Genomic DNA, 26,018 nt, shown 5'->3' on the forward strand with positions numbered 1-26,018 from the left:
AATCGCGTCCAGCGTTATCGCGGGCAAGTACCGCTCCCACAATTCATTTCAGCCCACCATTACTCCGCGACTTCCGTTACTGGCTGCCAACTCCCCACCATATGCACCAACCCCGGCGCACCTTCCAGGCGGAATTGGCCGTGGGAACCCGCCGCGCTGGCCGACAGCACAATCTCGCTGGGCAAGCGCACCGGCTTCTGGAACTGCACGCTGATATCCACGTTCGAGGCCGGAAGGTGGTTAGCCAGAAAAGCGAGGGTTCTTGCCTTGAGCCACATACCGTGGGCAATGGCCTTCGGGAAGCCGAACAGCTTGGCGCTTGGCCCGCTAAGGTGGATCGGGTTGTAGTCGCCAGACACTTTGGCGTAACGCCGACCAATTTCTGCTGGCGCTCGCCACCGTGCGACCTCCGTCGCGGGCAATGCAGCAGGCTCATAATCGCTGCTCACCGCGCCTTCCAGCTGCACGTCGCGACAGAGCATCGTGCTCTCTTCTTCCCATAACAGACCCATCGAATCCTCAACCTGAGTAATCAGGTCGAACGTCGCGCCTTTGTCGTGAGGCTTAAGGTTTTCCGCTTTTACCCCGATGTACACCTTGTTCACGCTGCCCAGCGGTCGGTGAATCCTTATTCGGTTGGCCAAATGAATCAGCCCCAACAGCGGGAAAGGGAAGTCTTTGGCTGTCATCAATTGCATTTGCAGGTTGAACGCCAGCACGTGTGGATAAGTCGGCGGCAACAGACTGTTTTCGCTGAAACCGCACACTTCGCGGTATTGGGACAGCTTCTGCGCGTCCACTGACGTCCAGCAACGCAAGCCGATGTCTGGCAGTTCAGTACCGGTGACCTTGCGCCGCAGCGCCGCCTGAACAAACAGGTTCGGCAGCGTCGGTAGAGAATCCAGGTATCGCCAATGAGCGCTCATCGTGCATCTCCTTGCTCGTAATTATTGTTGTCCGCTTATGCGCCGATGACGCTTTGACCACAGACCCGCAGTACCTGACCGCTGACAGCTCCAGCGCCTGGTTGAGCCAGCCAGGCAACGCCCTCAGCCACGTCTTGCGGTAAGCCGCCTTGACCTAACGAGCTCATGCGCCGTCCCGCTTCACGCAGGGCGAACGGCATGCTTGAGGTCATTTTGGTTTCGATAAAGCCCGGAGCAACGGCATTGATGCTGATGCCGCGCTCGCCTAGCACCGGCGCCAAGGCGCGAGCAAGGCCGATCAAGCCGGCTTTGCTGGTCGCGTAATTGGTTTGGCCACGGTTGCCGGAAAGGCCGCTGATCGAGGCCAGCAGAATGACGCGACCGTTGTCGCGCAGGGTGCCGCTGTCGAGCAGCGCTTCGGTCAACACTTGTGGTGCGTTGAGATTGACCGACAACACTGAATCCCAGAAGTCGGCAGACATATTGACCAGCGTCTTGTCCCGGGTAATTCCGGCGTTGTGCACCAGAATGTCGATGCCGCCCTGCAGTTGTTCGATCAACTGCGCGCCCGCATCGGCTGCGCCAATGTCCAGCGTCAGGGCCTTGCCGCCCAGTCTCGCCGCCAGGGCATCCAGGTCTGATTTGGCCTGAGGTACATCGAGCAGGACCACTTCAGCGCCGTCGCGAGCCAGTGTTTCGGCAATCGCCGCGCCGATACCACGCGCCGCACCGGTCACCAGCGCTCTGCGGCCGCTGAGCGGACGACTCCAGTCCTGCACCTGTGCCGGGCAAGGACTCAGACGGATGACCTGTCCGGAGATAAAAGCGCTTTTGGGCGACAGGAAAAACCGTAGGGCACCTTCAAGCTGATCCTCCGCGCCACTGTCCACTTGCAGCAGTTGCACAGTGCCGCCGTTGCGCATTTCTTTGGCGAGCGAGCGGCTGAAGCCTTCGAGCGCCTGTTGGGTGCTGGCGGCCAGCGGTTCGCTGAGGCTGGCGGGCGAATGGCCAAGAATTACCACGTGCGCGCTGTCATCGAGTTTTTTCAGCAGTGGCTGAAAGAATTCGCGCAATTGCTTGAGGTCCTCGGTGCGCGTGAAAGCGCTGGCGTCGAAGACCACTGCTTTGATTTTCGGACCCTGATCGACAACCCAGGCGGTTGTGCCCGGGACCTCTGAGCCAAAGCTGTAGACAGACTCGGTCAAGCGCGGAGCGAAAAGCCGGACTCGATCAGCCAACGGCCCGGCGCTGATCAGCAACGAACCTTCAACAGGGCGCAGACGTCCGGCCTGCCAGCGTTCCAGTCTGACCGGTTTAGGCAGGCCAATAGCGCCAACCAGGCGGCTGCCCAGGTCAGAGTTGGCGAAATCTATATAGCGATCAGACGGCATGGAACACTCTCCTTGAGTCGGGGTTCAAAGGAGTTGACCACACTCAAGCGACGTTCGTTCGAGTATCCCCTACGCTGCTCATCAGCGAATCCGTATCAATAAAGGGAGTTTTCAATGAATCAGCCACGCCGGGTCGCCATCGTCGGCGGTAACCGTATCCCATTCGCTCGCTCCAATGGGCCATACGCCACTTCGAGCAATCAGGACATGCTGACCGCTGCGCTGGAGGGATTGATCGAGCGTTTCAACCTGCATGGCCTGCGCATGGGCGAGGTCGTTGCCGGGGCGGTGCTCAAGCATTCCCGGGATTTCAACCTGACTCGCGAGTGCGTGCTGGGCTCGCGCTTGTCCCCGCAGACCCCGGTCTACGATCTGCAACAGGCCTGCGGCACCGGGCTGGAAGCGGCGTTGCTGGTGGCTAACAAAATCGCGCTGGGGCAGATCGAGTGCGGCATTGCGGGCGGGGTAGATACCACCTCCGACGCGCCGATTGGCGTGAATGAAGATTTGCGTAACATTTTACTGCAGGTTAACCGGGCTAAATCCGTAGGCGACAAACTTAAACTTTTGTTGCAATTGCGTCCCCACAACCTCAAGCCTGAGTTGCCACGCAATAGCGAACCGCGCACTGGTCTTTCCATGGGGCAGCACTGCGAATTGATGGCGCAGACCTGGAATATCCCTCGCGACGCACAGGATCAACTGGCGCTGGAAAGCCATTTAAAAATGGCCGCGGCGTATGCCGAAGGCTGGCAGAACGATTTGATCACGCCGTTTCAGGGCCTGACCCGCGACAATAATTTGCGCCCGGACCTGACGCTGGAAAAACTCGCCAGCCTGAAACCGGCGTTCGAACGCAGCGCCAAGGGCACGCTGACGGCGGGCAACTCCACACCGCTGACTGACGGCGCATCGTTGGTGCTGCTGGCTAGTGAAGAGTGGGCCAAAGAGCGTGGTTTGCCGGTGTTGGCGTATCTGCGTGACGGAGAGTCGGCGGCGGTGGATTTCGTCAACGGCAAAGAGGGCCTGCTGATGGCGCCAGCCTATGCCGTGCCTCGGCTCTTGGCGCGCAATGGCCTGACCTTGCAGGATTTCGATTACTACGAGATTCACGAAGCGTTCGCTGCCCAGGTGCTGTGTACGCTTAAGGCCTGGGAGGACGCGGATTATTGCCAGACCCGACTTGGGCTGGACGCGCCTTTAGGATCGATTGACCGCAGCAAGATGAACGTCAAAGGCAGCTCATTGGCCGCCGGTCACCCGTTTGCAGCCACGGGCGGGCGCATCGTCGCCAACCTGGCCAAGTTGTTGAGCGTCGCGGGAGAAGGGCGCGGATTGATCTCGATCTGTGCAGCGGGCGGGCAGGGGGTTACTGCGATTCTTGAGCGGTAATAAGGGCCATTTCTTGAATTGGAAGTGGACTGCTATTTCTTGTAGGGGATTCCAGGTTTGCCCGCAACCTGACGTGGGACCGGCTTTAGCTGGGAAGGCTGTATTCTGATCACAAAGGTGCGTTGGATGTACTGGCCTCTTCCCGGCTAAAGCCGGTCCCACGACATGGCGCCAATTTTGGGGATTATCACAAACAGGTTTTGCGTAATCCCCAAAGAGACTGCAATCAAGCCGCTCGGGCTTCCTCCAGCGCTTCTGCCGACAATTGCTGCTTGTGCCGGTTGGCATAGTTCTCTGCCATCACCGAGCAAACGATAAGCTGCAGCGGGTGATAGATCATGATCGGCAGCAGGATCAGGCCCAGGCCCGGGTTGTTGCCGAAGATCAGCGCCGCCATCGGCGCACCGGCCGCGAGGGATTTCTTGGTGGCGCAGAACACCGCCGCCACTTTGTCTGCGTGGTTGAATTTCAAGGCGCGGGCTGTTCCGGTGGTCAGTAACAGGATCACTACCAGCAATACAGCGCTACCAACGAAAGCCATGGCGATGACCGAGTTGCCTTGGGTTTGCCACAGTCCTGACACCATCGAATTACAGAAAGCCGCGTAGACCAGCAACAGGATCACAATCTTGTCGATCAGGTTGGTGTACTTTTTGTGTTTGGCGAAAAACTTGCCCAACAGCGGACGCACCAACTGACCCAGCACCAGTGGCAGCAGCAACATCAGGCTGAGGTTCAGCAGCGTGGACCCCAGATCGATGCCGCCGGAGCCGGTGCCAATCACCAGGCTGACCAGCCATGGCGTCATGAAGATGCCGAATACGCTGGACATGCTCGCGTTGAGAATCGCCGCCGGTACGTTTCCGCCCGCACTGCCGGTCAACGCTACCGAAGAGGAAATCGTCGAAGGCAACGCGCACAGGTACAAGAAGCCCAGCATCAACAGCGCCGGGATGTATGCACCGAACGCTTTGTCACAGACCAGCCAGATGATCGGGAACACCAGGAAGGTGAATAGCTGCACCATGATGTGCAGGCGCCAGTTCTTCAGGCCGTGTTTGATTTGTTCGCTCGACAGGTTGACCCCGTGCAGGAAGAACACCACGAACACGCCGATGTTGATGACGTATTCGGCATGCATGCCTCCGCCGGTCGCGCCGAAGCCGGGGAAGAAGTAGGCCAGAACCGTGGCCAGGACCATCCCGCAGAGGAACCAGTCGGTGACGACGCGTTTGAGGTGTTTGAGGGCTGACATAAGTGCTCGGCAATTGTTTGTAAAAATAGATGTCCGAAGGCTAACTCACTCGTACACTGCCGTCTTGCGACATAAGGCCATACCATGCCGACTAACGGACAAAATCCTATGCACCGTCAAGGCAGTGAGCGACAGATCCCCGCCCTGAGCGAATTGCCGCGTCCATTGTATGCCCGTGCCGAAAGCTTGAACGCCGGCTCGTGGACGCCGCCGCATCGTCACGAATGGGTGCAGTTTTCCTACGCCATAAGCGGCGTTCTTGGCGTTCATACGGCTGAAGGCAGTTTCTTTGCCCCGCCGCAGTGGGGCGTCTGGATACCGGCCGGTCTGGAGCACGAAGTAGTGACTTCGATGCGTGCAGAAATGCGCAGCCTGTATGTGCGTAAAGAGGATTCCAGCTGGGCACCGCAACGCTGTCGGGTTCTGGAAGTGACGCCGCTGGCCAGGGAACTGATCAAAAGTTTCTGTCATTTGCCCGCCGAATATCCCTTGGGGGATAGCAGTGAAGCGCGACTGGTGCAGGTGCTCATGGATCAATTGGCGCATTTGCCAGAAGTGGGTTTCTCGCTGCCATTGCCTCGCCATCCACGCTTGCTCGAGCTGTGCAATGAACTGATCGAAAACCCGAGCCAACTGATCACTTTGCACGATTGGGCAATGCGCCTCGGGGCTTCGGAAAAAACCTTGATGCGCCTGTTTCAACGGGAAACGGGGCTGAGTTTTCGTGGCTGGCGGCAGCGCGCGCGGTTGTTGTCATCGTTGGGTGCGCTGGAGAATGGTGACAGCGTGACCAACACGGCTTTGGCTTGCGGCTACGACTCCACGTCTGCGTTCATCGCGGCTTTCAAGGGGTTGTTCGGGTTCACTCCCGGTGAGCTGTTCAAGCAGTAACTGAACCCGATTGTCTTACGCGATGCTTATAGTTGCCGAAGCTTCTTACCCGGCGCGTCCGGTTGGTTTTTTACTGTCTTACGGCATGAAAGCTGCTTCATATCGGGGCGATGAGGGATTTTCCGACAGAAACTATCCACATCAAACGTCAGCTCCCACTACTCGCTGGCAGAGGATTGCCGTATAACGGGCAACAATCGCGTGTTTGGCAACGAAGGACCCACAATAAAAGCTGATGAAAACTCCTAAACGCATTGAACCCCTGATCGAGGACGGTCTGGTGGACGAGGTGCTGCGCCCGCTAATGAGCGGTAAAGAGGCAGCTGTTTATGTGGTGCGCTGTGGCAATGAGCTGCGGTGTGCCAAGGTTTACAAGGAGGCAAATAAGCGCAGTTTCCGTCAGGCTTCTGAATATCAGGAAGGCCGTAAGGTACGTAACAGCCGTCAGGCGCGGGCGATGGCCAAGGGCTCCAAATTTGGTCGCAAGGAAACAGAGGACGCCTGGCAGAACGCCGAAGTGGCGGCACTGTTCCGGTTGGCCAGCGCTGGCGTTCGGGTTCCCAAGCCGTACGACTTCCTCGAAGGCGTATTGCTCATGGAGATGATCGCCGACGAGTATGGCGACGCCGCACCGCGATTGAATGACGTGGTTCTGGAGCCGGATCAGGCTCGGGAATATCACGCCTTTCTGATCGAACAGATCGTGCTGATGCTCTGTACCGGTTTGGTGCATGGCGACCTTTCCGAGTTCAACGTGCTGTTGACCCCGACCGGTCCGGTGATCATCGATTTGCCTCAGGCGGTCGACGCGGCGGGCAATAACCACGCGTTCAGCATGCTGGAGCGTGACGTGGGCAACATGGCGTCCTACTTCGGGCGATTCGCGCCTGAGTTGCGCAAAACCAAGTACGCCAAGGAAATGTGGTCGTACTACGAAGCAGGTACGTTGTCGCCAGCGACGGTGTTGACCGGCGAGTTTGATGAACCGGAAGACGAGGCCGATGTTGGCGGCGTATTGCGCGAAATCGAAGCCGCGCGTCTGGACGAAGACCGCCGTCAGGCTGCCCGTGCTGCCGACGATGCACCTCCGAACAAAACTGCCGAAGAACCGCCTCCGCCCTGGATGCAGTGATCAGCAGTTAACAAAAACCCGGCTCAGGCCGGGTTTTTGTTTGGATTGGAAGGCTGCTGATATTGCCTACTGCCATCTGAATTGGAATGCTGTTCCCCTGTGGGAGCCGAGCTTGCTCGCGATAAGGCTGGACTCGGTTGACTTTAGATCGCGTCCAGCCTTATCGCGAGCAAGCTCGGCTCCCACAAGGTGTGGGTCTCACCTGCGAGGTCACCTACCCACAACACCCACCCGAAGCCAGATCCTTGAGGATCGGACAGTCCGGGCGGTCGTCGCCATGGCAGTGATCTACCAGTTCCTGCAAGGTATCGCGCAGGCTGGCCATTTCCTCGATCTTCTGATTCAGCTCGGCAATATGCTCGCGGGCCAGTGCTTTAACGTCGGCGCTGGCGCGTTGTCGGTCTTGCCAAAGCGTCAGCAGCTTGCCGACTTCTTCCAGCGAAAAGCCCAGATCCCGAGAGCGCTTGATGAATGCCAGTGTGTGCAGATCGTCTTTGCCATAGAGCCGATAGCCGCTGTCACTGCGATGCGCCGCCTGCAGCAGGCCGGTGGCTTCGTAATAGCGAATCATCTTGGCGCTCAACCCGCTCTGTTTCGCTGCTTGTCCGATGTTCATGACTTTGCTCCCGGATCTTTGGGCTTCCACGTTTTAAGCAGCAATGCGTTACTCACTACGCTCACGCTGGACAGCGCCATGGCCGCACCCGCCAGTACCGGATTGAGAAAGCCAAATGCCGCTAACGGGATACCGATCAGGTTATAAACGAAGGCCCAGAACAGGTTCTGGCGGATTTTGGCGTAGGTCTTGCGGCTAATCTCCAGTGCTGCCGGAATCAATGCCGGGTCGCCGCGCATCAGGGTGATCCCCGCCGCATGCATGGCGACGTCAGTGCCACCGCCCATGGCGATGCCTATATCAGCGGCAGCCAAGGCGGGAGCATCATTGATGCCGTCACCCACCATCGCCACCACGCCATAGCGCTTCAAGTCAGCCACTGTTGCGGCTTTGTCCGCAGGCAGCACTTCGGAATGAACGTCACGGATGCCTAGTGCGTCGGCAACTACTTTGGCGCTGCCGTGATTATCGCCGGTCAGCAAGTGGCTACTGATGTTGCGTGCCGCCAGTTGCTCTATCGCTTGCCGCGCGCCGGGTTTAAGTGTGTCGCCAAAGGCGAACAGACCGAGCACTGCCGGGTTTGGGCTTTGCTCAATCAACCATGACAAGGTCCGGCCCTCGGCTTCCCAGGCATGGGCTGCGTCGGCCAGCTCTTCCATGTGCAAGCCGCTTTGTTCAAGCATGCGCCGGTTACCCAAGACCAGGTCGCGCCCGTCCAGCGTTCCGGCAATACCGGCGCCAGGCAGGGCATGGCTGTTTTCAATGCTGGCCGGATGCAGGTGCCAATCCCGGCAGGCATCCAGCACGGCCTTGGCCAACGGGTGCTCGCTGCCGCGCTGCAGAGCGCCAGCCCACTCGAGTACCTGTTCTTCATTGCCGCCTTTGGCGCAGAAATGGGCGATTTGCGGTGTGCCGGAAGTCAGTGTGCCGGTTTTGTCGAACACCACTGTGGTGACTTCATGTGCGCGCTCCAGCGCCTCGGCGTCCTTGATCAAAATGCCATAGCGGGCCGCGACACCGGTTCCGGCCATGATTGCTGTAGGCGTTGCGAGGCCCAGTGCACACGGACAGGCGATCACCAATACCGCGACGGCGTTGATCAGCGCGCTTTCCATCGGCGCGCCCGCCACTAGCCACCCAGCGAAGGTAAAGAAGGCGATGATCAGGACGGTTGGCACGAACACCTGGCTGACCCGGTCCACCAGTTTCTGAATGGGCGCCTTGCCAGCCTGGGCGTCTTCAACCAAACGAATGATGCGCGCCAGAACTGTTTCTGTGCCCAGCGCCGTGGTTTTCACCAGCAAACGCCCCTCGCCATTGATCGCACCGCCGGTAACTTTGTCGCCGACCTGTTTAGGCACCGGCAGACTTTCGCCGCTGATCAGTGCTTCGTCGGCATGGCTTTGGCCTTCGATCACCTCACCGTCTACAGGGAAGCGTTCGCCGGGTTTTACCAGCACCAGATCGCCGAGATTCAAGGCGCTGATGGCGATGTCGTACTCATGACCGTCAATGACTTGCAGGGCGCGATCGGGGCGCAAGGCTTCCAGCGCGCGTATGGCGCTGGCGGTCTGACGTTTGGCGCGGCTTTCCAGGTATTTGCCCAGCAATACCAAAGCAATGACCACCGCCGACGCTTCAAAATACAAATGTGGCATTTTGCCGGACGCGGCAGTGACCCATTCATAAACACTCAGGCCGTACCCGGCACTGGTGCCCAGAGCCACCAGCAGGTCCATGTTGCCTGCGCCGACGCGAACGGCTTTCCAGGCTGCGACGTAAAAACGCGCACCGAAGATGAATTGCACGGGGGTGGCCAACGCGAATTGTGCCCACGCGGGCAACATCCAGTGCATGCCCAGCGGTTGCAGGAGCATGGGCAGAATCAGGGGGATCGACAGCGTTATCGCCAGAATCAACGCCCAGCGCTCTCGCGTCAGTTTGCGCAGTTGTTGATCGGCTTTGGCGGCCGGCTCTTGAAGTTCAGTGGCCCCGTAACCCGCTTTCTCTACAGCGGCGATGAGGGTGGCGGTATCCGGCCCGCCGTCCGTCTCGATGTGCGCCTGTTCACTGGCAAGGTTGACGCTGACGGTCCTGACCCCAGGCACTTTGTTCAACGCACGTTCAACCCGACCTGCGCAACTGGCGCAGGTCATGCCGGAAATCGGCAGGTCGAAGTTGAGCGGATTGAGCATGTTCGTTCTCCCTGAAGGCGGTTACCTGCAAGGATCAACCTTTCCACGAGGTCAAGGTCAAGTCCAGATCAATAATTCAGGTCGGCGCGTTTGAGATACATGCCATTGAGGCTGCTGGCGATCCGGTATTTGAGAATATCGCCGGCTTGAATCTTGATGTTGGTGTTGCTCTGCGCCTCCATGCCGGGGTCGCAACCGAAGACAGCACCTGGCAGCACTCGCAGGCGAATCGCGACATTTCCCGCTGGAAGGTTGAAGGAGACAGACTGTTCCTGGAACACGCGGCCCGCGAGCTGGTCCTGAATATAGATACCGATCTCGCAGGATGTCGCGACTTCCAGCCGCTCGCGGGAAATGATCAGAACGCCGTAATCCTGATCGGCCTGAACCGCCGGGGAAGCAGCCAACAGACCGAGAATGCCGAAGAGGCTCAATGCTGACCAGCGCATCGCTGATACTCCTGATGTAGACGGTGATGATGCAGCTTGGCCGAGCCTTGCGCCGAATACCAGCCCGGCAGACAAACGAGAAACTTGACCTTGCCACGATGGGAAGGTCAAACATGGCGTCATCGTCATCCAAAGCCCTGTTTGAAGGAGTAGCACGATGCAAAGATTCAACGTTCAAGGCATGACCTGCGGCCATTGCGTCAAAGCGGTGACCACTGCCATCAAGGACCAGGACCCAAGCGCGCTGGTGCAAGTCGACCTGCCGACCGGTGACGTGATTGTCGAAAGCGACCTGACCGGCGAGCAGGTTATTGGCTTGATTGGTGAGGAGGGGTATGAGGCGCAGTTGGCGAGTTGAAGGCAGTTTAAATTCTATCTGTAGGCGCTCACGAGCAACGCAACGCAGCGATAGCAGTATTCCAGACAAACCGCTATCGCTGCCTCGCGATGTTTGTGAGCTTTTACAGGGGGCAGTGCAGCGAGGTGAAATCTCCTACGAGGCGCGGCCGGGAAACTTTTTGAAGTAATTACCTTCTCCTGACACTCAGCCCGTCCAGGCCCGGTTAAACTGTCGGGCTGCACGAGCACTGTCTGGACGCCTCATGAACCTTCGTACCATCCTGATTCTCGGTGCGCTTAGCGCCTTCGGCCCATTGGCCATCGATTTTTATTTGCCAGGTTTCCCGGCCATCGCTTCGGCGTTCGGCACGGACGAGAAACACGTTCAACTGACTCTGGCGTCTTACTTTCTGGGCCTTTCCATCGGCCAGCTAGCTTACGGTCCTGTGGCTGACCGCTTCGGTCGGCGGATTCCGCTGCTGTTTGGCGTGACGCTGTTTACGTTGGCCTCGTTGGCCTGCGCCTTCGCGCCGAACCTGGACTGGCTCATTGGCGCGCGCTTCGTGCAGGCGCTGGGTGGTTGTGCCGGGATGGTGATTGCCCGGGCGATTGTCAGCGATAAGTGCGATGCCGTGCAGTCTGCCAAAGTCTTCTCGCAACTGATGCTGGTGATGGGGCTGGCTCCGATTCTGGCGCCGATGCTCGGCGGACTGTTGGTCAATCTGTACGGTTGGCAGTCGATTTTCATCAGCCTGACGGCCTTCAGTGCATTGGCATCGCTAGCGGTAGCGCTTGGTTTGCCCGAAAGCATGCCCGCCAGTCATCCGCGTCAGCCATTGGCGGGCGCCTTGAAGCAGTACCGCAGCTTGCTGGGAGACCGGATTTTCCTCGGGCATGCATTGACGGGCGGTATCGCCATGGCCGGGATGTTTTCCTATATCGCCGGTTCGCCATTCGTGTTCATCAAGCTTTATGGCGTGCCCGCTGAGCATTACGGTTGGTTGTTCGGTACCAACGCTGCCGGTTTCATCCTGATCGCACAGCTCAACGCAAGGCTGGTGGGCAAGCGGGGACCTGCATTTCTGTTGTCGCGCACTATCTGGATTTACCTTGCTGCGGCTCTGGTGTTGCTGGCGATAACCGGGTTGCGTACCGAACAACTTTGGCCATTGCTGGTGCCGTTGTTCGTTTGCATCGCCAGCCTGGGTTGCATCATCCCTAATGCATCGGCATGTGCGATGAACGGGCAATGGGCTCGCGCCGGAAGCGCGTCGGCCATGCTGGGTTGTCTGCAATTCAGCGTGGCCGCTGGCGCTGCTGCGATGGTTGGCGTGCTGCACGATGGCACAGCGGTACCCATGGCGTTGGTCATCAGCATATGTGGTGCTCTGGCGGTGGGTATCTCGGTATTGACCCGTCGCCTGCAAAATAAACGCGATGCCATGCCATCGCAGGTCTGACTGGATGCTCCCGCATTTTTTGCGGGAGCTAATTCAGGCGTGAACAAGATTGCAATCGCAAGTTATCAAATGGTCAAGATCAATGAATGTCGGTTGACTGGATACTTGCTTGAAGTTACTGACTTGATAAGTTGGTGTTTATATTCCTTCGTAAAATGTAGTCAGTGACTACAAGCCTCATGGATTTATCCTACGGATATTTCGGAAAGTGACGAGCGTTAATATGATTGCTAGTGGCGAGCTGCGAAAATTAGCTCTACTACTTGCCTTATTTTGTTGAGCGTTTTAGCACATTTTAGTTGTGGGAAAATGCCTCTCGCGGTGCAGCGAGCTTTCTGGGTTTGCGGTTGCAGGCCTTTGTGGCGGTGGGTCGGTAGACTTCGTTGTGATATTTTTCAGCGGGTTTCTAAAGTAAAAGCTTGGACAAGGTTCGTCATTACATTACGGCTGCTCTCGGAACAATGCTCTTTTTGCCTGATCGGCAGAAAGGTTCCAAGGCTTATACTGGTGCTTTGAGTTAGCCTTCGTAGTTGAAGTTGGGCTCGATCAGGTCCTGGAGCAATTACGCTTCAAGTTAGACGTATGTGTAGAACGATCACGCCGTGTCAATGAAGTCACCAATAACGTGGGAGTTCCTGGAGCCAGGCGTGATTAGAGACCGTCGGTCATCTGATAGTGCTATTTGCTGGCGTACAGCGGCTTCGACTTTGGCGGTTTGGTTTCTTGGTTACAACTGGATTGCTGCCACCATGTCATCGCGATAGACGATGTTTCAACAGGGAGTGAACATATGGAACATGCACCTTGCATCAGCCACGTTGCAACATTACTGGCTGACCCGAAGCGCAGTGCAATGATTTGGGCCTTGATGGACGGTACTGCTCGATCCGCTAATGAGCTGGCTTTGCTTGCAGGCCTTACGACATCTTCGGCCGGGGCGCATCTGGCGCGTCTGGCCTCGGGTGGTCTGTTGAAGCAGGAGGTGCGTGGGCGCAAGCGCTTTTTCCGTTTGGCGGGTCCACAGGTGGCGACGGCACTCCAGGCGCTTGCCTGTGCCTCTGTCGTCAGTGCCGCGCAGATAAACCGCAATGTTGCACAGCCTTTGCCTGCCATGCCTTTGCGCGAGGCGCGTATATGCAGCGATCACCTAGGCGGCGATATCGCCGCGGAGTTGTATCAGCGGTTGCTCGGGGCCGGTTGGATCGAGCAGCAGGAGCATCGGGTCGAAGTCACCAGCGTGGGGATGGCAAGGTTTGCAGAGCGGGGAATTTACGTGCCTGCACTTGCGTTGCGTCAGCGCGAAACCGTCTGCGCCTGTGCTGACAGGAGCGAGTTCACACCGCATTTGGGCGGTGCGTTAGGGGCGGGTTTGTTGCAGCTTTTTATTCAGATGGGTTGGCTACGGGTCACAGAGGAATCGAGCACCCTGCAAGTCTCGTCCAGCGGGCAGCGCGAGATCGACAAGATCGCGGCTGCCGCTTGACAAGGGATCAGCTCAAGGCTTGATCAGTCTGGCGTCCAGGCTGTTTTGTGTCAGACGTTTTGCCTGATCTTCGTTCATGCCCAGATGGGTGTACAGCGCATGGAAGTTCTCGGTGACATAGCCGCCGAAATAAGCGGGATCGTCGGAATTCACCGTGACCTTCACACCACGCTCAAGCATGTCGAGGATGTTGTGTTTTGCCATGTCGTCGAAGACGCAGAGCTTGGTGTTTGACAATGGGCACACCGTCAGCGGGATTTGCTCATCGATGATGCGCTGCATAAGACGCTCGTCTTCGATGGCACGTACACCGTGGTCGATACGCTGGATTTTCAGCAGGTCCAGTGCTTCCCATATGTACTCGGGCGGGCCTTCTTCGCCCGCGTGCGCTACGGTCAGGAAGCCTTCATTACGTGCGCGGTCGAAAACGCGTTTGAACTTGCTCGGAGGATGGCCCATTTCCGAGCTGTCCAGGCCTACGGCGACGAATGCATCTCGAAACGGCAGGGCCTGGTCGAGAGTTTTTTCCGCTTCTTCTTCGCTCAAGTGGCGCAGGAAACTCAGGATCAGACCGCTGCTGATACCCAGCTTTGATTGACCGTCTTTGAGAGCGCCAGTGATGCCATTCAGTACCACTTCGAACGGGATGCCCCGATCAGTATGGGTTTGCGGATCGAAGAAGGGTTCGGTGTGAATCACGTTCTGGGCTTTGCAGCGCTCCAGATACGCCCAGGTCAGGTCGTAGAAGTCCTGTTCGGTACGCAATACATCTGCGCCCTGGTAATAAAGGTCGAGAAATTCCTGCAGGTTGTTGAAGGCGTAAGCGCCGCGCAGGGCTTCGACGTCATTCCACGGCAGCGCGATCTTGTTGCGTTCGGCGAGTGCGAAGAGCAACTCGGGCTCCAGAGAACCCTCAAGGTGCAGGTGCAGTTCTGCCTTGGGCAGGGCGTTCAACCAATCGTACATGTGCTTTTCTCATCAGGTGCAGATGGCCGGCATTCTACAGAGTCATGCTTCGGGATGGGCAAAACCTGACCAAGCGGTTCAAATTTACCCGGCCTCCTGCTCCCGTCGATAAGCGTACGTATCGGCGAAACGCGACAACAAGAATGCCGAGCAAGTGGTGACAGGATAGCGCGCTGGCTCGGTTTCGCTCTTGCAACCGGGCAGGCATTCAATTTCGGTGTCCGGGTTGGGCTCGACGAAAAACGGCATGGAGTAGCGATCAACACCCAGTGGGCTGACCACCCGATGCGGCGTGGACACATATCGGTCGTTGCTCCAGCGCGCCATCATGTCGCCGATGTTGACCACGAACGTGCCGTTAATCGGCGGCGCGTCGATCCACTGGCCGCGCACATCACGCACTTGCAGTCCGCCCGCGGAGTCCTGATGCAGTAAAGTGATGCAGCCATAGTCAGTGTGTGCTCCGGCGCCTTGTTGTTCGGCGCTGGTGGCAGTATGGCGCGGCGGGTAGTGGATAAAGCGCAGCACGCTGACGGGTGCGACAAAGCGCTTGTCGAAAAAATCACGCTCGATGCCCAGCGCTACAGTAATGGCCTGAAGCAACTTCTGCGCAAGGGCCTGCATGTCCAGATAATGCTGCTCCATCAAGGCTTCCCAGCCCGGCATGTCTGGATGGCGGTTGGGGCCGCGCAATGGTTTTTCAGCGACGACCTCGGGATGATCGGCGGGCAAATGAAAGCCCATGTCGAAGGTTTCCTTGAGATCGCTGGGAATATTGGGGTCCAGCTGTTCGGTCGCGATGGCGCCGTAGCCGCGATGATGACGGCTTTGGGTGATGTCGATCTTGAGCTTTTCAGCCTCTGGCAGCGCGAAGAATCGCTGCGCCGTACCGACTACCTGTTCGATACGTTCGGCACTGATTGGGTGGCCCTTGATATAGAAAAAACCCCACTCCCGACAGGCCTGGTCGATTTGCCGGGCGATGTCTTGCCAGGCGAGTTGGTCATCGCTGTAAAGCGGGGCGATGTCGATGATGGGGAGTTGGTTCACGGTGGATTGTCTCTGGTTTGACGTGATTATTTATTTGCAACGTCGAAGATCCCTGTAGGAGCTGCCGAAGGCTGCGAAAGCGTCTTTCTGATACCCCGTTTTCGCAGCCACCGGCCGTTCCTACAGACAATAGCTTCCACAAGTTTTGGGTTGCTCGTCTTGATTACTTCGGCAATTCCGCCTTGATGCCTTCAACGTAGTAGTTCATCGAGGCCAGCTCTGCATTGGTCGCGACCTTGCCTTCCGGGATTTTCACTGCGCCGGTCTGATCCTTGATCGGGCCGGTGAATGGGTGGAATGCGCCACTTTTGATGTCGGCAATGATCTTCTCGGCTTCTGCTTTCACGTCCGCCGGGACGATATCGCTGATCGGCAGCTCAACTGTGCCTTCCTTCAGACCGCCCCAGTAATCCTGAGATTTCCAAGTGCCGTTGATCACGCCCTCTGTGGCCTGAATGTAGTGCGGCCCCCAGTTGTTGACGATAGAGGTCAGCACCGCTTTCGGGCCGAAGTGAGCCATGTCCGAGGCATAACCCACGGCATAGACACCACGACGTTCAGCTGTCTGGATCGGCGCCGGGCTGTCGGTGTGCTGGAACATGACGTCTACGCCCTGATCGATCAGCGCGTTCGCAGCGTCAGCTTCTTTGCCCGGATCGAACCAGGAGTTGACCCATACCACTTTGATTTCGGTGCCTGGGTTGTACTTGTTCAATGCCAGCTGAATAGCGTCGATGTCACGCAGCACTTCCGGGATCGGGAACGACGCGACGTAGCCGACTTTTTTGGTCTTGGTCATTTTGGCCGCCAGGAACCCACCGACGTAGCGACCTTCATAGGTGCGCGCCAGGTAGGTGCCCATGTTCTTGTCCTGCTTGTAGCCAGTGGCGTGCTCGAAAGTCACTTTCGGGAACTGTTTGGCGACCTTCAGCGTTGGGTTCATGTAACCAAAGGAGGTGGTGAAAACCAGATCGTAGCCACCTTTAGCCATGTTGCGGATGACGCGCTCAGCGTCTGCGCCTTCCGGCACGTTCTCGACATAACTGGTGGTGACCTTGTCGCCCAGTGCTTCAACCATGGCCTTGCGGCCTTGTTCATGCTGATACGTCCAGCCGTGATCGCCGATCGGGCCGATGTAGACGAAGCCAACTTTCAGCGGGTCTGCTGCCGATGCGAGCAGGCTCGAACCCAGGCCGACGACCGCAGCCATGGCACACAGCAATTTTTTCAGGGGGCGACGCGGGTGAGTGGTGGAGTGCATCGGGTCTAGCTCCTTTTGGTCTTTTTGGCACGGCCGTCTAAGCGGGTTGCTCGAACAATGCAAAAAACTGACCAACTGGACAGTTAATGACAGGGCTAGCCTCTCAATCGATTTAGCCTTGGCAGGACGATGCCAGACGGTGCAGAACCGGCTGGCTTTGCTGCTAACTGGTGCAAGCTGCTCTGCTGGACCTCTGTGGAATTCTGACGTGGGACCGGCTTTAGCCGGGAAGGCGGCATTTCTGACGATGGAGCTATGGCGACTGTACCGGCCTCTTCCCGGCTAAAGCCGGTCCCACGTCATTCGCACCAATATTCAGGATCTCACCTATTTTGAAACCTTTGCTTACACTCGGCACTCTCAACGCCTTGAACACGTTATCCGGACGTTTCACCCAGGAAGGTTTATAGGCTAGTCAATGGGCTCAATACTCAAGCAAGAAAAATTTCTCCTGCTCGCGATTATCGCGACAGTTGTCGCCTACGTGTTCGAGCACTCGTTCCTCAATAACGGACAGGGCGTGGCGCTGACGGCGGGGATTGCGCTGGTGGGTTTCATCGTCTGTGCGTCGTTGCGCGTGGCTCACCACGCCGAGTTGCTCGCAGAGAAAGTCGGCGATCCCTACGGCACCATGATCCTCACCCTGTCGGCGGTGCTGGTGGAAGTGGTGATTCTGGCGATCATGATGAGCAACGAACCGTCGCCAACGTTGGTGCGCGATACGATTTACTCAGCCGTGATGCTCGATATCAACGGCATCCTTGGGCTGGCCGCTCTGATGGGCGGTATCAAGCATGGCGAGCAGTCTTACAACGACGATTCAGCCCGCACCTACAGCGTGATGATTCTCACCGCGATGGGCGTTTCCATGGTGGTGCCGGAGTTCATCCCCGAAGGTGACTGGAAGTTGTATTCGGCATTCACCATTGGCGCGATGATCCTGCTCTACACCTTGTTCCTGCGCATGCAGGTCGGGCCGCACAGCTACTTTTTCAGCTACAGCTATCCAGAGAAAAAGAAACGTAAGGATCAGCCTGAAGCAGATGCCGAGCCGGTCAATCTGACGCTGTCGATCGGGATCCTGGTGCTCGGTGTGGTGGTGATTGGTGCGCTGGCGGAAGTGATGTCCAAAACCGTCGATCTGGGTCTGGAAGGTACTGGAGCGCCGCCGGTCATGACGGCGATTCTGGTGGCGGCCATTTCTGCCGCACCGGAGATCCTGACGGCATTGCGCGCGGCTTTGGCCAATCGCATGCAATCGGTGGTGAATATCGCCCTTGGTGCATCGCTATCGACGGTGATCCTGACCGTTCCGGTCATGGAAGCCATGGCCCTCTACAGCGGTCAGCCGTTCCAGATGGCGATGACTCCGGTGCAGACCGTGATGATTTTCATCACACTGCTGGTGAGCGCTATCAACCTCAATGACGGCGAAACCAACGCGATAGAAGGGATGACCCACTTTGTGTTGTTTGCGACGTTCATCATGTTGTCGTTGTTGGGGTTGTAGATCCTCAAACTGCGCTACTGTGCTGCAAACGAATGATCTGTAGGAGCGCACGAGCACCGCGAGGCCGCGATAGCGGTATATCAGGCAGAACATCATCGCTGCCTCGCATTGCTCGTGAGCTCCTACAGGAATGGGGTCATCAGCCGCGAATCAATTCCCGCGCGGCCTGGCTGTGATCAGCAATCAAACCCTTCAAGTCCAACCCTTCGACGTGCCCATCAATCACTCTCCACTGGCCACCGATCATCACCCGGTCAGCACGATCGGCGCCGCACAGCAGCAGCGCGGACACTGGATCATGGCTGCCGGAGAATCGCAGTTCATCCAGCTTGAACATCGCGAGATCCGCCTGTTTTCCTACCGCTAGCTCACCGATGTCGCTACGGCCGAGTAACTGCGCAGAACCCTTCGTGGCCCAGCCAAGCACCAATTCAGGCGTGATCTTTTCTGCACCATAACGCAGGCGTTGCAGATACAGCGCCTGGCGCGCTTCGAGGATCATGTTCGAGGCGTCATTTGAAGCTGAGCCGTCTACACCAAGGCCTATCGGGGCGCCTGCTCCGATCAGATCCAGCGTCGGACAGATGCCGGAAGCCAAGCGCATGTTTGAACTCGGGCAATGGCAAACACCAGTGCCTGCTGCGCCCAGTCGAGCGATTTCGTCAGGGTTGAAATGAATGCCATGCGCCAGCCAGGTTCTTGGTCCCAGCCAGCCGACGCTGTCGAGATAATCCACCGTGCGCAGGCCGAAACGCTGCACGCAGAAGTCTTCTTCGTCGAGGGTTTCGGCCAGGTGAGTGTGCAGACGCACGTCTAGTTTTTCCGCCAATGCTGCGCTTTCACGCATGATTTCCGGCGTCACTGAAAAAGGCGAGCAGGGCGCCAGCGCGATCTGGATCTGAGCGCCCGCGCCACGCTGGTGATAGCGCTCGATCAGGCGCTGGCTGTCTTCAAGGATTACTTCGCCCTGCTGCACGGTTTGCTGCGGCGGCAAACCTCCGTCCTCTTCACCCAGACTCATTGAGCCGCGAGTAAGCATGGCGCGCATGCCCAATTCGCGGACGCTTTCAACCTGGACATCAATGGCGTTTTCCAGCCCATCCGGGAACAGGTAGTGATGATCCGCTGCGGTAGTGCAGCCCGACAGCAGCAGCTCAGCCAGGGCGACCTTGCTGGCCAGCGCCAGTTTTTCGGGAGTCAAACGCGCCCAGACGGGATACAAGGTTTTCAGCCACGGAAACAACGGCTGGTTGACCACCGGAGCCCAGGCACGCGTCAGTGTTTGATAAAAATGGTGATGGGTATTGATCAATCCGGGAAGCAGCACATGCTCACGGGCGTCGAATACGTCATCGCAAGGGCTGGCGGGTTGCTGACCGGCGCTGAGCAGTTCGACGATGACACCGTTTTCAATGACCAGACCGCCTCGGGCATCAAGGGTATTGGCGGTGAAAACAGCGAGGGGATTTTTCAACCAGATACGGATCGCAGGCATGGTGCCGGCTCCTCTGAAAGACAGGTTCAGGTTAGCCAGCTCAGTGTTGCCCTGTCTGCTGATCCAGGGTCGCCATGCTGTGCAGCGGGTGGCGAGGGCGGGATTCTACCTGCGAATCCCGGAAGGAGCCAACCGCCTCGCGAACAAGTTCGCTCCTACCGAAGAGCATTCCGATTTTAATGGTTACTTCACCACGGAATAGTTTCGCCTTTGTAGTTCACAAAGTAATGCCCGCCTTTACCCGCATAAGCCTCGAGTTGCTCCACCAGCCCTCGAGTGCTGGTGTCGACGTCAATATCGGCGCCTTCGCCGCCCATGTCCGTTTTGACCCAGCCTGGATGTAATGACAATACGGTCGGGCGTGGTTCCGGCAGCTCTACGACGAAGCTGTTGGTCATGGAGTTCAGTGCCGCTTTGCTCGCTTTGTATAGAGCCATGTTGTTGCCTTCAGGGCAGGCGACACTGCCCAGAACCGAGCTCATGAACGCCAGTACGCCGGTGTCGGGGCGAATCTGGCTGACAAAAAGCTCGGCCAGGCGGATCGGGGCGATAGCGTTGGTCAGAAACAGTTGACCCAGTTCCGAGGCCGTCGCTTTAGCCGCGCTTTGATGCTGTGGGCCTGAAACTCCGGCATTGACGAACAGGACATCAAACACCTGTCCTTCCAGACTCCGCTTCAACGCTTTCAGAGAAGCGGTGTCGTCCATATCCAGGGTTTCGATCTGTACGCCGTCAACGGCTTTCAGGTCGGAAGCTTTCTGCGGGTCGCGGACGGTCGCGATGACGTTCCAGTTCAGTTCGGTCAGTCGCTTGACGAGGCCGAGACCCAAGCCACGTGAAGCACCGATGATTAACGCTGTTTTAGTAACCGACATGAATATTCTCCTTTAAGGAATAAGGCATCAGGGGCTTAGCGGGCAGCTCTGGCCCAGACGGTTCTGCAATTCGGTGCGTAATTCGCCGAGTTCCGCAATGCGTGTCTCGATCAGCACAAGCTTGTCCCGAAGTAGCTGAGCAATGGCCAGATCGGGCGCGGGCGCCTTCCAGAGTTCGGCAACGCTGTGGCCGATTTCGTTCAGGCTGAAACCCAGGCGCTGCGCGGTTTTGATGAAGTGCACCAATTGCACCATCTCCGCGGGATAGTGCCGATAGCCATTGTCGCTACGATGCGCGGCAATCAAACCGCGCTGCTCATAGAACCGCAGAGTGTCGCGGCTGACGGCGGTGGCTTGAGCCAGTTCACCAATACGCATAGTTCTGTTCCATGGGCTTGACCCTGGAGCGTACTCCAGCCTTTAGCCTCCTGCCATGTCTGCAAAATACTAATTTCTTAGGAAATTCTATGTTTGCTCGTGGAGGAGGACGTGGGACCGGCTTTAGCCGGGAAGGCGGTGTTTCTGACGACCCTTTATCAGCGACTGTCCCGGCCTTTTCCCGGCTAAAGCCGGTCCCACGACATCGCGTCAATATTGAGATCACAGCGCCAGGAGAGTTTATATGTGGCAACCGCAACACTATCGACACTTAGTCCGGGCCAGTGGCTGGTACGACTTGATCGTCACGGCTGCTTTTTTAACGCCATGGAGTTTTGTCGCGTTGCATGGGCTGTTATCCGGTGTGAGTCAGGCCTGGAACGTGCCCGGTACGCTGCCTCCATTCGAACCCATGCATATGTTGATGGCCAACTTACTGGGTTCGATTGTGTGCGTGTGGTCAGTGCTACGGATTAGAGATCCGCAGATGATTTTCGGACGTTACGACGCGGCAGGCCGATTGCTGTTCGCGACGTGGCAGGCCTATGCCCTGATGCAGGGTGCAACGTGGTTGCTGGCGGGATTCCTGGTCATGGAATTGATCTGGGCGGTCTTGCAGCTATGGCCCCGTGGGACCGGCTTTAGCCGGGAGGGCGTCCTTACCGCCAATAAAAATTTATCGGCTGTGCGGGCTTCTTCCCGGCTAAAGCCGGTCCCACGTCATTGAGCTGTGAGTCTCAATGCCCCGCCTGCCAAGGCTGCCCCAAAGAAACCGGGGCATACAGCCTTGTGCGCAGGGCATTACGCGACAGCAGCACCAATACCAAGATGGTCGCTACGTAAGGCAGCATGGCCAACAGGTTTGACGGGATTGCCAGGCCGATACCCTGCGCCACCAAGTGCAGGATGCTAGCGAGGCCGAACAGGTACGCACCCAACAGCAGGCGCCACACTCTCCAACTGGCGAATACCACCAGTGCCAAGGCGATCCAGCCTCGGCCAGCACTCATGTTTTCGGCCCACATTGGCGTGTACGCCAAGGACAGATAAGCCCCGGCCAGCCCGGCCATTGCGCCACCGAACAACACTGCCAGGGTTCGCACGCGCAGCACCGGCAAACCCATGGCGCTAGCGGCGTCAGGGTTCTCGCCAACTGCCTGAATGATCAGACCAATGCGGCTTTTCAACAGGACCCAGGCCACCAGTGCAAACAGCGCGAAGGACAGATAGACCAGAATGTCCTGAGCAAACAACATGCGCCCGATCAGTGGGATGTCGCTCAAGTAAGGAATCAGAATCGGTTCGAAACCTTGCAACGGTTTACCCACCCAGGCCGCGCCGACGAAACTCGACAAACCCACGCCAAAGATAGTCAGCGCCAAACCCGTCGCGACTTGGTTGGCATTGAAGACCAGCGCCACTACCGCGAACAATCCCGACAGCAGCATCCCCGCCATCATCGCCAGCAGCACACCGAGCCACAGGTTGCCGGTGCTCAAGGCAATGATGAAACCGATCACCGCGCCAAACAGCATCATGCCTTCCTGGCCCAGATTGAGAACGCCACTTTTTTCGCAGATCAATTCGCCAAGTGCGACCAGTAGCAGCGGAGTGCCGCAACGCACCATGGCAAAGAAAATATTGCTCAACAGATCGATATCCATCACACAGCTCCCGTGGCAGCGGGTGCCATCTGACGTTTGGCCCAGCGCGTTTTCAGGCGTGGGCGATAGAGAATCAGCACATCACAGGCCAGCAGGAAGAACAGCATCATCCCTTGAAACAGCTGGGTAATGGCTTGAGGAAGGTTCAGGGCCATTTGCGCGTTTTCGCCGCCTAGATACAGCAGCGCCATCAGCAAGCTGGCGAACAGAATACCAATTGGATTCAAGCGGCCGAGGAAGGCCACGGTGATCGCTGCATAGCCATAACCCGGCGACACTTGCGGCACTAGTTGACCAATGGGGCCGGCGACTTCGCTGACTCCAGCCAGTCCGGCGAGGCCGCCGCTGATCAGCAAGGCGAGCCAGACCAGACGTTTCTCGCGAAACCCGACAAAACCTGCCGCGCGTTTATCCAGCCCCAGCACTTTGACCTGGAAACCGACAAAGCTGCGTTGCAGCAAAACCCAGACTGCGACCAAAGCCAGCAATGCGAAGTACACACCGGCATGCACGCGGCCGTCCTCGGTCAACAACGGCAAGCGGCTGGCATCACCAAACATCGCTGACTCAGGGAAATTCATTCCGGCAGGGTCTTTCAGCGGTCCATGAACGAAGAACAGCAACAGGTTCAGCGCGATGTAGTTGAGCATGATGCTGGTCAGGATTTCATTTGCGTTGAAGTGGGTGCGCAGCCAGGCAGTCAATCCCGCCCATGCTGCACCACCCAACGTGCCGACCAGCAGAATCAGCACCAAGGCCCAGCGGCTTTCCATATCAATGATATTGACCGCGAGGGCGCTCCCCGCCAGCGCGCCCATCAGCAACTGGCCTTCGGCGCCAATGTTCCAGATGCGCGCTTGATAAGCGACCGCCAGACCCAGCGCGCAGAGCAGAATCGGCAGCGCTTTGACCATCAATTCGGATACGCCATACCAGTCGCTCACTGGTGCAATCAGCAAGGTATGCAGCGTGAGCAATGGGTCCAGGCCCAAGGTAATAAACAGTAGTGAGCCGCAAATCAGGGTCAATACAGCGGCCAGCAGTGGCGAAAACCAGAGCATGGCTCGCGATTGTTGCCCGCGCGGTTCCAGAGAAAGCAGCATCGGAAACTCCGTTAATTAAGCGCGGCGGCTTGAAGTTGAGGTTGAGCGCCAGACGGGGCATCGAATTCACCGGCCATCCAGCCGCCGACTTGCACGGGCGATGTTTGCCCGGTCGGTACAAGAGGGGAGAGCTTGCCGCTGCTCAGCGCTGCAAGGCGGTCGCTGATCTGGAAGAGTTCGTCGAGGTCTTCGGAAATCACCAGAATCGCCGCGCCCGCATCGCGCAAGGCTATCAACGCGCGATGAATCGCTGCGGCGGCCCCGACGTCCACGCCCCACGTCGGGTGCGCAGCCACCAATAATTTCGGATTCTGGAGGATCTCGCGGCCCAGAATGAATTTCTGCAAGTTGCCACCGGAGAGGCTACGAGCTGGCGCTTGGGCATCTGGAGTCTTCACCGCAAAGCGTTTGATGATCTCATCGGCCAGGCTTCGGACCTTGCCACGCTGGACCAGCCCGTTGCTGACCAGCCCTTGCTGAAAAGCAGTCAGCAACGCGTTATCACTGAGGCTCAAGTCCGGCACCGCGCCGTGCCCCAGTCTTTCCGCTGGAACAAACGCCAGGCCGTTTTTGCGCCTGGCATCAGGACGTAGATGGCCAACGTTCAGGTCTGCAAACCGAATACTGGATGAAAGCGAGTTGCTCAATGTCTGTTCGCCGCTGAGCAGGGCCAGCAACTCGTCCTGACCATTGCCCGCCACGCCTGCAATGCCGACGATTTCGCCGCTGCGCACCTCAAGGTCGAGATTCACCAGAGAGCAGCCGAACGGATCCGGATTGTGCCAAGAGAGTTTTTCCACTTTCAGGAACGGCTTGTGCCCCGCGACTTTGGGATACTGCGCAGTCAGGCCTTCAGCGTCACCGACCATCAAACGCGCCAGTTCCAGGTCCGAACACTGCGCCGGAATACAGTGTCCGGAGACTTTGCCGCCGCGCAGCACTGTCGCGCTGTGGCACAGGGCGCGAACTTCACCCAGTTTGTGGCTGATAAACAGAATGCTGCAGCCTTCCTCGGCCAGACGTCGCAAGGTGACGAATAGTTCGTCGGCTTCCTGCGGCGTCAGTACTGAGGTCGGTTCGTCGAGAATCAACAGACGAATGTCCTGCATCAGGCACCGAATGATCTCGACTTTCTGCCGCTCGCCGATCGACAGGCTGTGGACAAGTCGTTGTGGCTCGACCGCCATGCCGTAGCGCTGCGATACCTCGCGAATTTTTGGTTCAAGTTGCTTTGGCGTACCGGCCGCGCCGCCCATTGCCAACGCGATGTTCTGGGCGACGGTCAGGGTTTCGAATAACGAGAAATGCTGGAACACCATGCCAATGCCCAAGCTGCGGGCCTGTGCCGGATTACGCATTTTTAGAGCCTGCCCCTGCCAGACTATTTCGCCTGAATCGGGCTGCGTCACGCCGTAGATGATTTTCATCAGGGTGCTTTTGCCTGCGCCGTTTTCGCCGAGCAGAGCGTGGATTTCTCCGGGGGCAATATTCAGGTCGATGGCATCGTTGGCCAGGCAGCCGGGATAGCGCTTGCTGATGGCACGCAGTTGCAGACGTGCAGATGTCACAGGGTTTGGCATGACAGGCTCAAGGTAAGAGGATCGCCTGTGGATAAAGCAATTTCCTGGCCAGGCAGTCAGGTTTTTGCGGGAAAATGCCGATTTGCTTGTAACGGCGAAGTCGCAATGGCTAGAGCCTCGGTTCTTGGGTGGAGCTGATAGCCAGCATCAGCACCAGATCAGGGCGTCCCGGGGATTTATGATTCAATTTCGACCAGTCTGTCTGAGTAAAAAACATACAGTCGCCTTCGAGTGAGACAACTCCTGCATTACCGCGACCCTTGCACCTGTTATCCACAGGTTCCTCCACAGTAAATGTGTGCAAGCTCAAAAGTGCGATATAAGCGGGCAATCGGTAGTAGCGACTGACGATAACGAGGTGTAACGCGCTGTTTTTACACCTCTTTTGTAGTTATATGACAGATTTGTATAAAAAATGACCGATCGGCTGAAAGCCATGCACGGCAAGGCTTACGGGCGCATGTGCTCAGCTTATCCACAGCTGGATGCACAGTAAATGTGTGCAGTACCGATGTTAGCGTGAGTCTGTGGGAGCTGTCCGCTGACACCACGCTGGCGCAAAGTAAATACCGACCTGTAGGAGCGCACGAGCACCGCGAGGCCGCGA

General features: G+C 57.6%; 23 protein-coding genes. 8 read left to right on the plus strand and 15 right to left on the minus strand.

The window, feature by feature from the left end; all coding sequences use genetic code 11:
• Positions 1-59: 59 nt before the first annotated feature.
• Both AUC60_RS13155 and AUC60_RS13160 read right to left on the minus strand, forming a co-directional pair.
• Positions 60-926, minus strand: coding sequence for a MaoC family dehydratase (locus tag AUC60_RS13155; RefSeq protein WP_087267749.1), 867 nt, complete (start codon positions 924-926; stop codon positions 60-62).
• A gap of 35 nt (positions 927-961) precedes the next feature.
• The gene (locus AUC60_RS13160; protein ID WP_087267753.1) at positions 962-2,317 is read right to left on the minus strand and encodes a 3-oxoacyl-ACP reductase; all 1,356 of its coding nucleotides are present in this window, start codon (positions 2,315-2,317) and stop codon (positions 962-964) included.
• 114 nt (positions 2,318-2,431) lie between these two features.
• Here AUC60_RS13160 and AUC60_RS13165 point away from each other — a divergent pair, with 114 nt between their 5' ends.
• The gene (locus AUC60_RS13165) at positions 2,432-3,709 is read left to right on the plus strand and encodes an acetyl-CoA C-acetyltransferase (RefSeq protein ID WP_087267756.1); all 1,278 of its coding nucleotides are present in this window, start codon (positions 2,432-2,434) and stop codon (positions 3,707-3,709) included.
• A gap of 226 nt (positions 3,710-3,935) precedes the next feature.
• Here AUC60_RS13165 and AUC60_RS13170 read toward each other — a convergent pair whose 3' ends face one another.
• Positions 3,936-4,964 carry a bile acid:sodium symporter family protein gene (locus AUC60_RS13170; RefSeq protein ID WP_087267759.1) on the minus strand — a complete coding sequence of 343 codons (1,029 nt, stop codon included), beginning with the start codon at positions 4,962-4,964 and terminating at the stop codon, positions 3,936-3,938.
• Between the two features lie 84 nt (positions 4,965-5,048).
• Here AUC60_RS13170 and AUC60_RS13175 point away from each other — a divergent pair, with 84 nt between their 5' ends.
• Both AUC60_RS13175 and AUC60_RS13180 read left to right on the plus strand, forming a co-directional pair.
• The gene (locus tag AUC60_RS13175; RefSeq protein WP_087267762.1) at positions 5,049-5,855 is read left to right on the plus strand and encodes an AraC family transcriptional regulator; all 807 of its coding nucleotides are present in this window, start codon (positions 5,049-5,051) and stop codon (positions 5,853-5,855) included.
• 235 nt (positions 5,856-6,090) lie between these two features.
• Positions 6,091-6,987: a PA4780 family RIO1-like protein kinase gene (locus AUC60_RS13180; RefSeq protein WP_087267766.1), complete on the plus strand. Its 897-nt coding sequence runs from the start codon at positions 6,091-6,093 to the stop codon at positions 6,985-6,987.
• A 214-nt stretch (positions 6,988-7,201) separates the two neighbouring features.
• Here the strand turns inward: AUC60_RS13180 and cueR are convergent, their stop codons facing one another.
• The 3 genes from cueR to AUC60_RS13195 all read right to left on the minus strand — a co-directional run bounded on the left by cueR (position 7,202) and on the right by AUC60_RS13195 (position 10,247).
• A complete protein-coding gene (gene cueR, locus AUC60_RS13185) occupies positions 7,202-7,603 on the minus strand; it encodes a Cu(I)-responsive transcriptional regulator (protein WP_087267769.1) in 402 nt (133 codons plus the stop codon).
• Entirely contained in the window at positions 7,600-9,798 is a 2,199-nt protein-coding gene (locus AUC60_RS13190; RefSeq protein WP_087267771.1) for a heavy metal translocating P-type ATPase, read from the minus strand. The genes cueR and AUC60_RS13190 overlap by 4 nt, the downstream gene beginning before the upstream one ends.
• Before the next feature lie 68 nt (positions 9,799-9,866).
• A complete protein-coding gene (locus AUC60_RS13195; protein WP_087267773.1) occupies positions 9,867-10,247 on the minus strand; it encodes a hypothetical protein in 381 nt (126 codons plus the stop codon).
• 157 nt (positions 10,248-10,404) lie between these two features.
• On the opposite strand from AUC60_RS13195, the gene AUC60_RS13200 reads away from it, so the two are divergent.
• From AUC60_RS13200 to AUC60_RS13210, 3 genes are all read left to right on the plus strand, one after another.
• Entirely contained in the window at positions 10,405-10,605 is a 201-nt protein-coding gene (locus AUC60_RS13200; protein WP_087267776.1) for a heavy-metal-associated domain-containing protein, read from the plus strand.
• Between the two features lie 244 nt (positions 10,606-10,849).
• Entirely contained in the window at positions 10,850-12,046 is a 1,197-nt protein-coding gene (locus tag AUC60_RS13205; RefSeq protein WP_087267779.1) for a multidrug effflux MFS transporter, read from the plus strand.
• A 790-nt stretch (positions 12,047-12,836) separates the two neighbouring features.
• Complete coding sequence (locus AUC60_RS13210; RefSeq protein WP_087267782.1) at positions 12,837-13,529, plus strand: ArsR/SmtB family transcription factor; 693 nt, start codon at positions 12,837-12,839, stop codon at positions 13,527-13,529.
• Between the two features lie 12 nt (positions 13,530-13,541).
• On the opposite strand, the gene AUC60_RS13215 is transcribed toward AUC60_RS13210, so the two are convergent.
• The 3 genes from AUC60_RS13215 to AUC60_RS13225 all read right to left on the minus strand — a co-directional run bounded on the left by AUC60_RS13215 (position 13,542) and on the right by AUC60_RS13225 (position 16,806).
• Entirely contained in the window at positions 13,542-14,495 is a 954-nt protein-coding gene (locus tag AUC60_RS13215; RefSeq protein WP_087267785.1) for an adenosine deaminase, read from the minus strand.
• 84 nt (positions 14,496-14,579) lie between these two features.
• Positions 14,580-15,545, minus strand: coding sequence for an isopenicillin N synthase family dioxygenase (locus tag AUC60_RS13220; protein WP_087267787.1), 966 nt, complete (start codon positions 15,543-15,545; stop codon positions 14,580-14,582).
• 163 nt (positions 15,546-15,708) lie between these two features.
• Positions 15,709-16,806 carry a BMP family ABC transporter substrate-binding protein gene (locus tag AUC60_RS13225; protein ID WP_087267790.1) on the minus strand — a complete coding sequence of 366 codons (1,098 nt, stop codon included), beginning with the start codon at positions 16,804-16,806 and terminating at the stop codon, positions 15,709-15,711.
• 418 nt (positions 16,807-17,224) lie between these two features.
• Here AUC60_RS13225 and AUC60_RS13230 point away from each other — a divergent pair, with 418 nt between their 5' ends.
• On the plus strand, positions 17,225-18,316 hold the full coding sequence (locus AUC60_RS13230) for a calcium:cation antiporter (RefSeq protein ID WP_087267793.1): 1,092 nt from the start codon (positions 17,225-17,227) through the stop codon (positions 18,314-18,316).
• A gap of 139 nt (positions 18,317-18,455) precedes the next feature.
• On the opposite strand, the gene AUC60_RS13235 is transcribed toward AUC60_RS13230, so the two are convergent.
• The 3 genes from AUC60_RS13235 to AUC60_RS13250 all read right to left on the minus strand — a co-directional run bounded on the left by AUC60_RS13235 (position 18,456) and on the right by AUC60_RS13250 (position 21,064).
• Entirely contained in the window at positions 18,456-19,811 is a 1,356-nt protein-coding gene (locus tag AUC60_RS13235) for an 8-oxoguanine deaminase (protein WP_087267796.1), read from the minus strand.
• A 188-nt stretch (positions 19,812-19,999) separates the two neighbouring features.
• Positions 20,000-20,686, minus strand: coding sequence for an SDR family oxidoreductase (locus AUC60_RS13245; RefSeq protein ID WP_087267804.1), 687 nt, complete (start codon positions 20,684-20,686; stop codon positions 20,000-20,002).
• Between the two features lie 27 nt (positions 20,687-20,713).
• Positions 20,714-21,064, minus strand: a complete 351-nt coding sequence (locus tag AUC60_RS13250; RefSeq protein WP_087267806.1) for a MerR family transcriptional regulator — start codon at positions 21,062-21,064, stop codon at positions 20,714-20,716.
• Positions 21,065-21,308: 244 nt separating this feature from the next.
• On the opposite strand from AUC60_RS13250, the gene AUC60_RS13255 reads away from it, so the two are divergent.
• Positions 21,309-21,791: a hypothetical protein gene (locus tag AUC60_RS13255; protein WP_087267810.1), complete on the plus strand. Its 483-nt coding sequence runs from the start codon at positions 21,309-21,311 to the stop codon at positions 21,789-21,791.
• Positions 21,792-21,801: 10 nt separating this feature from the next.
• On the opposite strand, the gene AUC60_RS13260 is transcribed toward AUC60_RS13255, so the two are convergent.
• The 3 genes from AUC60_RS13260 to AUC60_RS13270 are packed head-to-tail and all read right to left on the minus strand — an operon-like array spanning position 21,802 to position 25,411.
• The gene (locus AUC60_RS13260; protein ID WP_087267813.1) at positions 21,802-22,728 is read right to left on the minus strand and encodes an ABC transporter permease; all 927 of its coding nucleotides are present in this window, start codon (positions 22,726-22,728) and stop codon (positions 21,802-21,804) included.
• Positions 22,728-23,831, minus strand: a complete 1,104-nt coding sequence (locus AUC60_RS13265) for an ABC transporter permease (protein WP_087267816.1) — start codon at positions 23,829-23,831, stop codon at positions 22,728-22,730. Before AUC60_RS13265 ends, AUC60_RS13260 begins: the two co-directional genes overlap by 1 nt.
• An 11-nt stretch (positions 23,832-23,842) precedes the next feature.
• Positions 23,843-25,411 carry an ABC transporter ATP-binding protein gene (locus tag AUC60_RS13270; RefSeq protein ID WP_087267818.1) on the minus strand — a complete coding sequence of 523 codons (1,569 nt, stop codon included), beginning with the start codon at positions 25,409-25,411 and terminating at the stop codon, positions 23,843-23,845.
• Positions 25,412-26,018: the final 607 nt, after the last annotated feature.

The organism is Pseudomonas caspiana, from assembly GCF_002158995.1.
GTDB lineage: Bacteria > Pseudomonadota > Gammaproteobacteria > Pseudomonadales > Pseudomonadaceae > Aquipseudomonas > Aquipseudomonas caspiana.

Coding starts and splice junctions, on each gene's coding strand:
- AUC60_RS13165 (WP_087267756.1), top strand. CDS start 2,432: ATGAATCAGCCACGCCGGGTCGCCATCGTCGGCGGTAACCGTATCCCA.
- AUC60_RS13200 (WP_087267776.1), top strand. CDS start 10,405: ATGCAAAGATTCAACGTTCAAGGCATGACCTGCGGCCATTGCGTCAAA.
- AUC60_RS13155 (WP_087267749.1), bottom strand. CDS start 926: ATGAGCGCTCATTGGCGATACCTGGATTCTCTACCGACGCTGCCGAAC.
- AUC60_RS13260 (WP_087267813.1), bottom strand. CDS start 22,728: ATGGATATCGATCTGTTGAGCAATATTTTCTTTGCCATGGTGCGTTGC.
- AUC60_RS13170 (WP_087267759.1), bottom strand. CDS start 4,964: ATGTCAGCCCTCAAACACCTCAAACGCGTCGTCACCGACTGGTTCCTC.
- AUC60_RS13190 (WP_087267771.1), bottom strand. CDS start 9,798: ATGCTCAATCCGCTCAACTTCGACCTGCCGATTTCCGGCATGACCTGC.
- AUC60_RS13180 (WP_087267766.1), top strand. CDS start 6,091: ATGAAAACTCCTAAACGCATTGAACCCCTGATCGAGGACGGTCTGGTG.
- AUC60_RS13160 (WP_087267753.1), bottom strand. CDS start 2,317: ATGCCGTCTGATCGCTATATAGATTTCGCCAACTCTGACCTGGGCAGC.
- AUC60_RS13225 (WP_087267790.1), bottom strand. CDS start 16,806: ATGCACTCCACCACTCACCCGCGTCGCCCCCTGAAAAAATTGCTGTGT.
- cueR (WP_087267769.1), bottom strand. CDS start 7,603: ATGAACATCGGACAAGCAGCGAAACAGAGCGGGTTGAGCGCCAAGATG.
- AUC60_RS13270 (WP_087267818.1), bottom strand. CDS start 25,411: ATGCCAAACCCTGTGACATCTGCACGTCTGCAACTGCGTGCCATCAGC.
- AUC60_RS13235 (WP_087267796.1), bottom strand. CDS start 19,811: ATGCCTGCGATCCGTATCTGGTTGAAAAATCCCCTCGCTGTTTTCACC.
- AUC60_RS13265 (WP_087267816.1), bottom strand. CDS start 23,831: ATGCTGCTTTCTCTGGAACCGCGCGGGCAACAATCGCGAGCCATGCTC.
- AUC60_RS13230 (WP_087267793.1), top strand. CDS start 17,225: ATGGGCTCAATACTCAAGCAAGAAAAATTTCTCCTGCTCGCGATTATC.
- AUC60_RS13255 (WP_087267810.1), top strand. CDS start 21,309: ATGTGGCAACCGCAACACTATCGACACTTAGTCCGGGCCAGTGGCTGG.
- AUC60_RS13245 (WP_087267804.1), bottom strand. CDS start 20,686: ATGTCGGTTACTAAAACAGCGTTAATCATCGGTGCTTCACGTGGCTTG.
- AUC60_RS13205 (WP_087267779.1), top strand. CDS start 10,850: ATGAACCTTCGTACCATCCTGATTCTCGGTGCGCTTAGCGCCTTCGGC.
- AUC60_RS13210 (WP_087267782.1), top strand. CDS start 12,837: ATGGAACATGCACCTTGCATCAGCCACGTTGCAACATTACTGGCTGAC.
- AUC60_RS13250 (WP_087267806.1), bottom strand. CDS start 21,064: ATGCGTATTGGTGAACTGGCTCAAGCCACCGCCGTCAGCCGCGACACT.
- AUC60_RS13195 (WP_087267773.1), bottom strand. CDS start 10,247: ATGCGCTGGTCAGCATTGAGCCTCTTCGGCATTCTCGGTCTGTTGGCT.
- AUC60_RS13175 (WP_087267762.1), top strand. CDS start 5,049: ATGCCGACTAACGGACAAAATCCTATGCACCGTCAAGGCAGTGAGCGA.
- AUC60_RS13215 (WP_087267785.1), bottom strand. CDS start 14,495: ATGTACGATTGGTTGAACGCCCTGCCCAAGGCAGAACTGCACCTGCAC.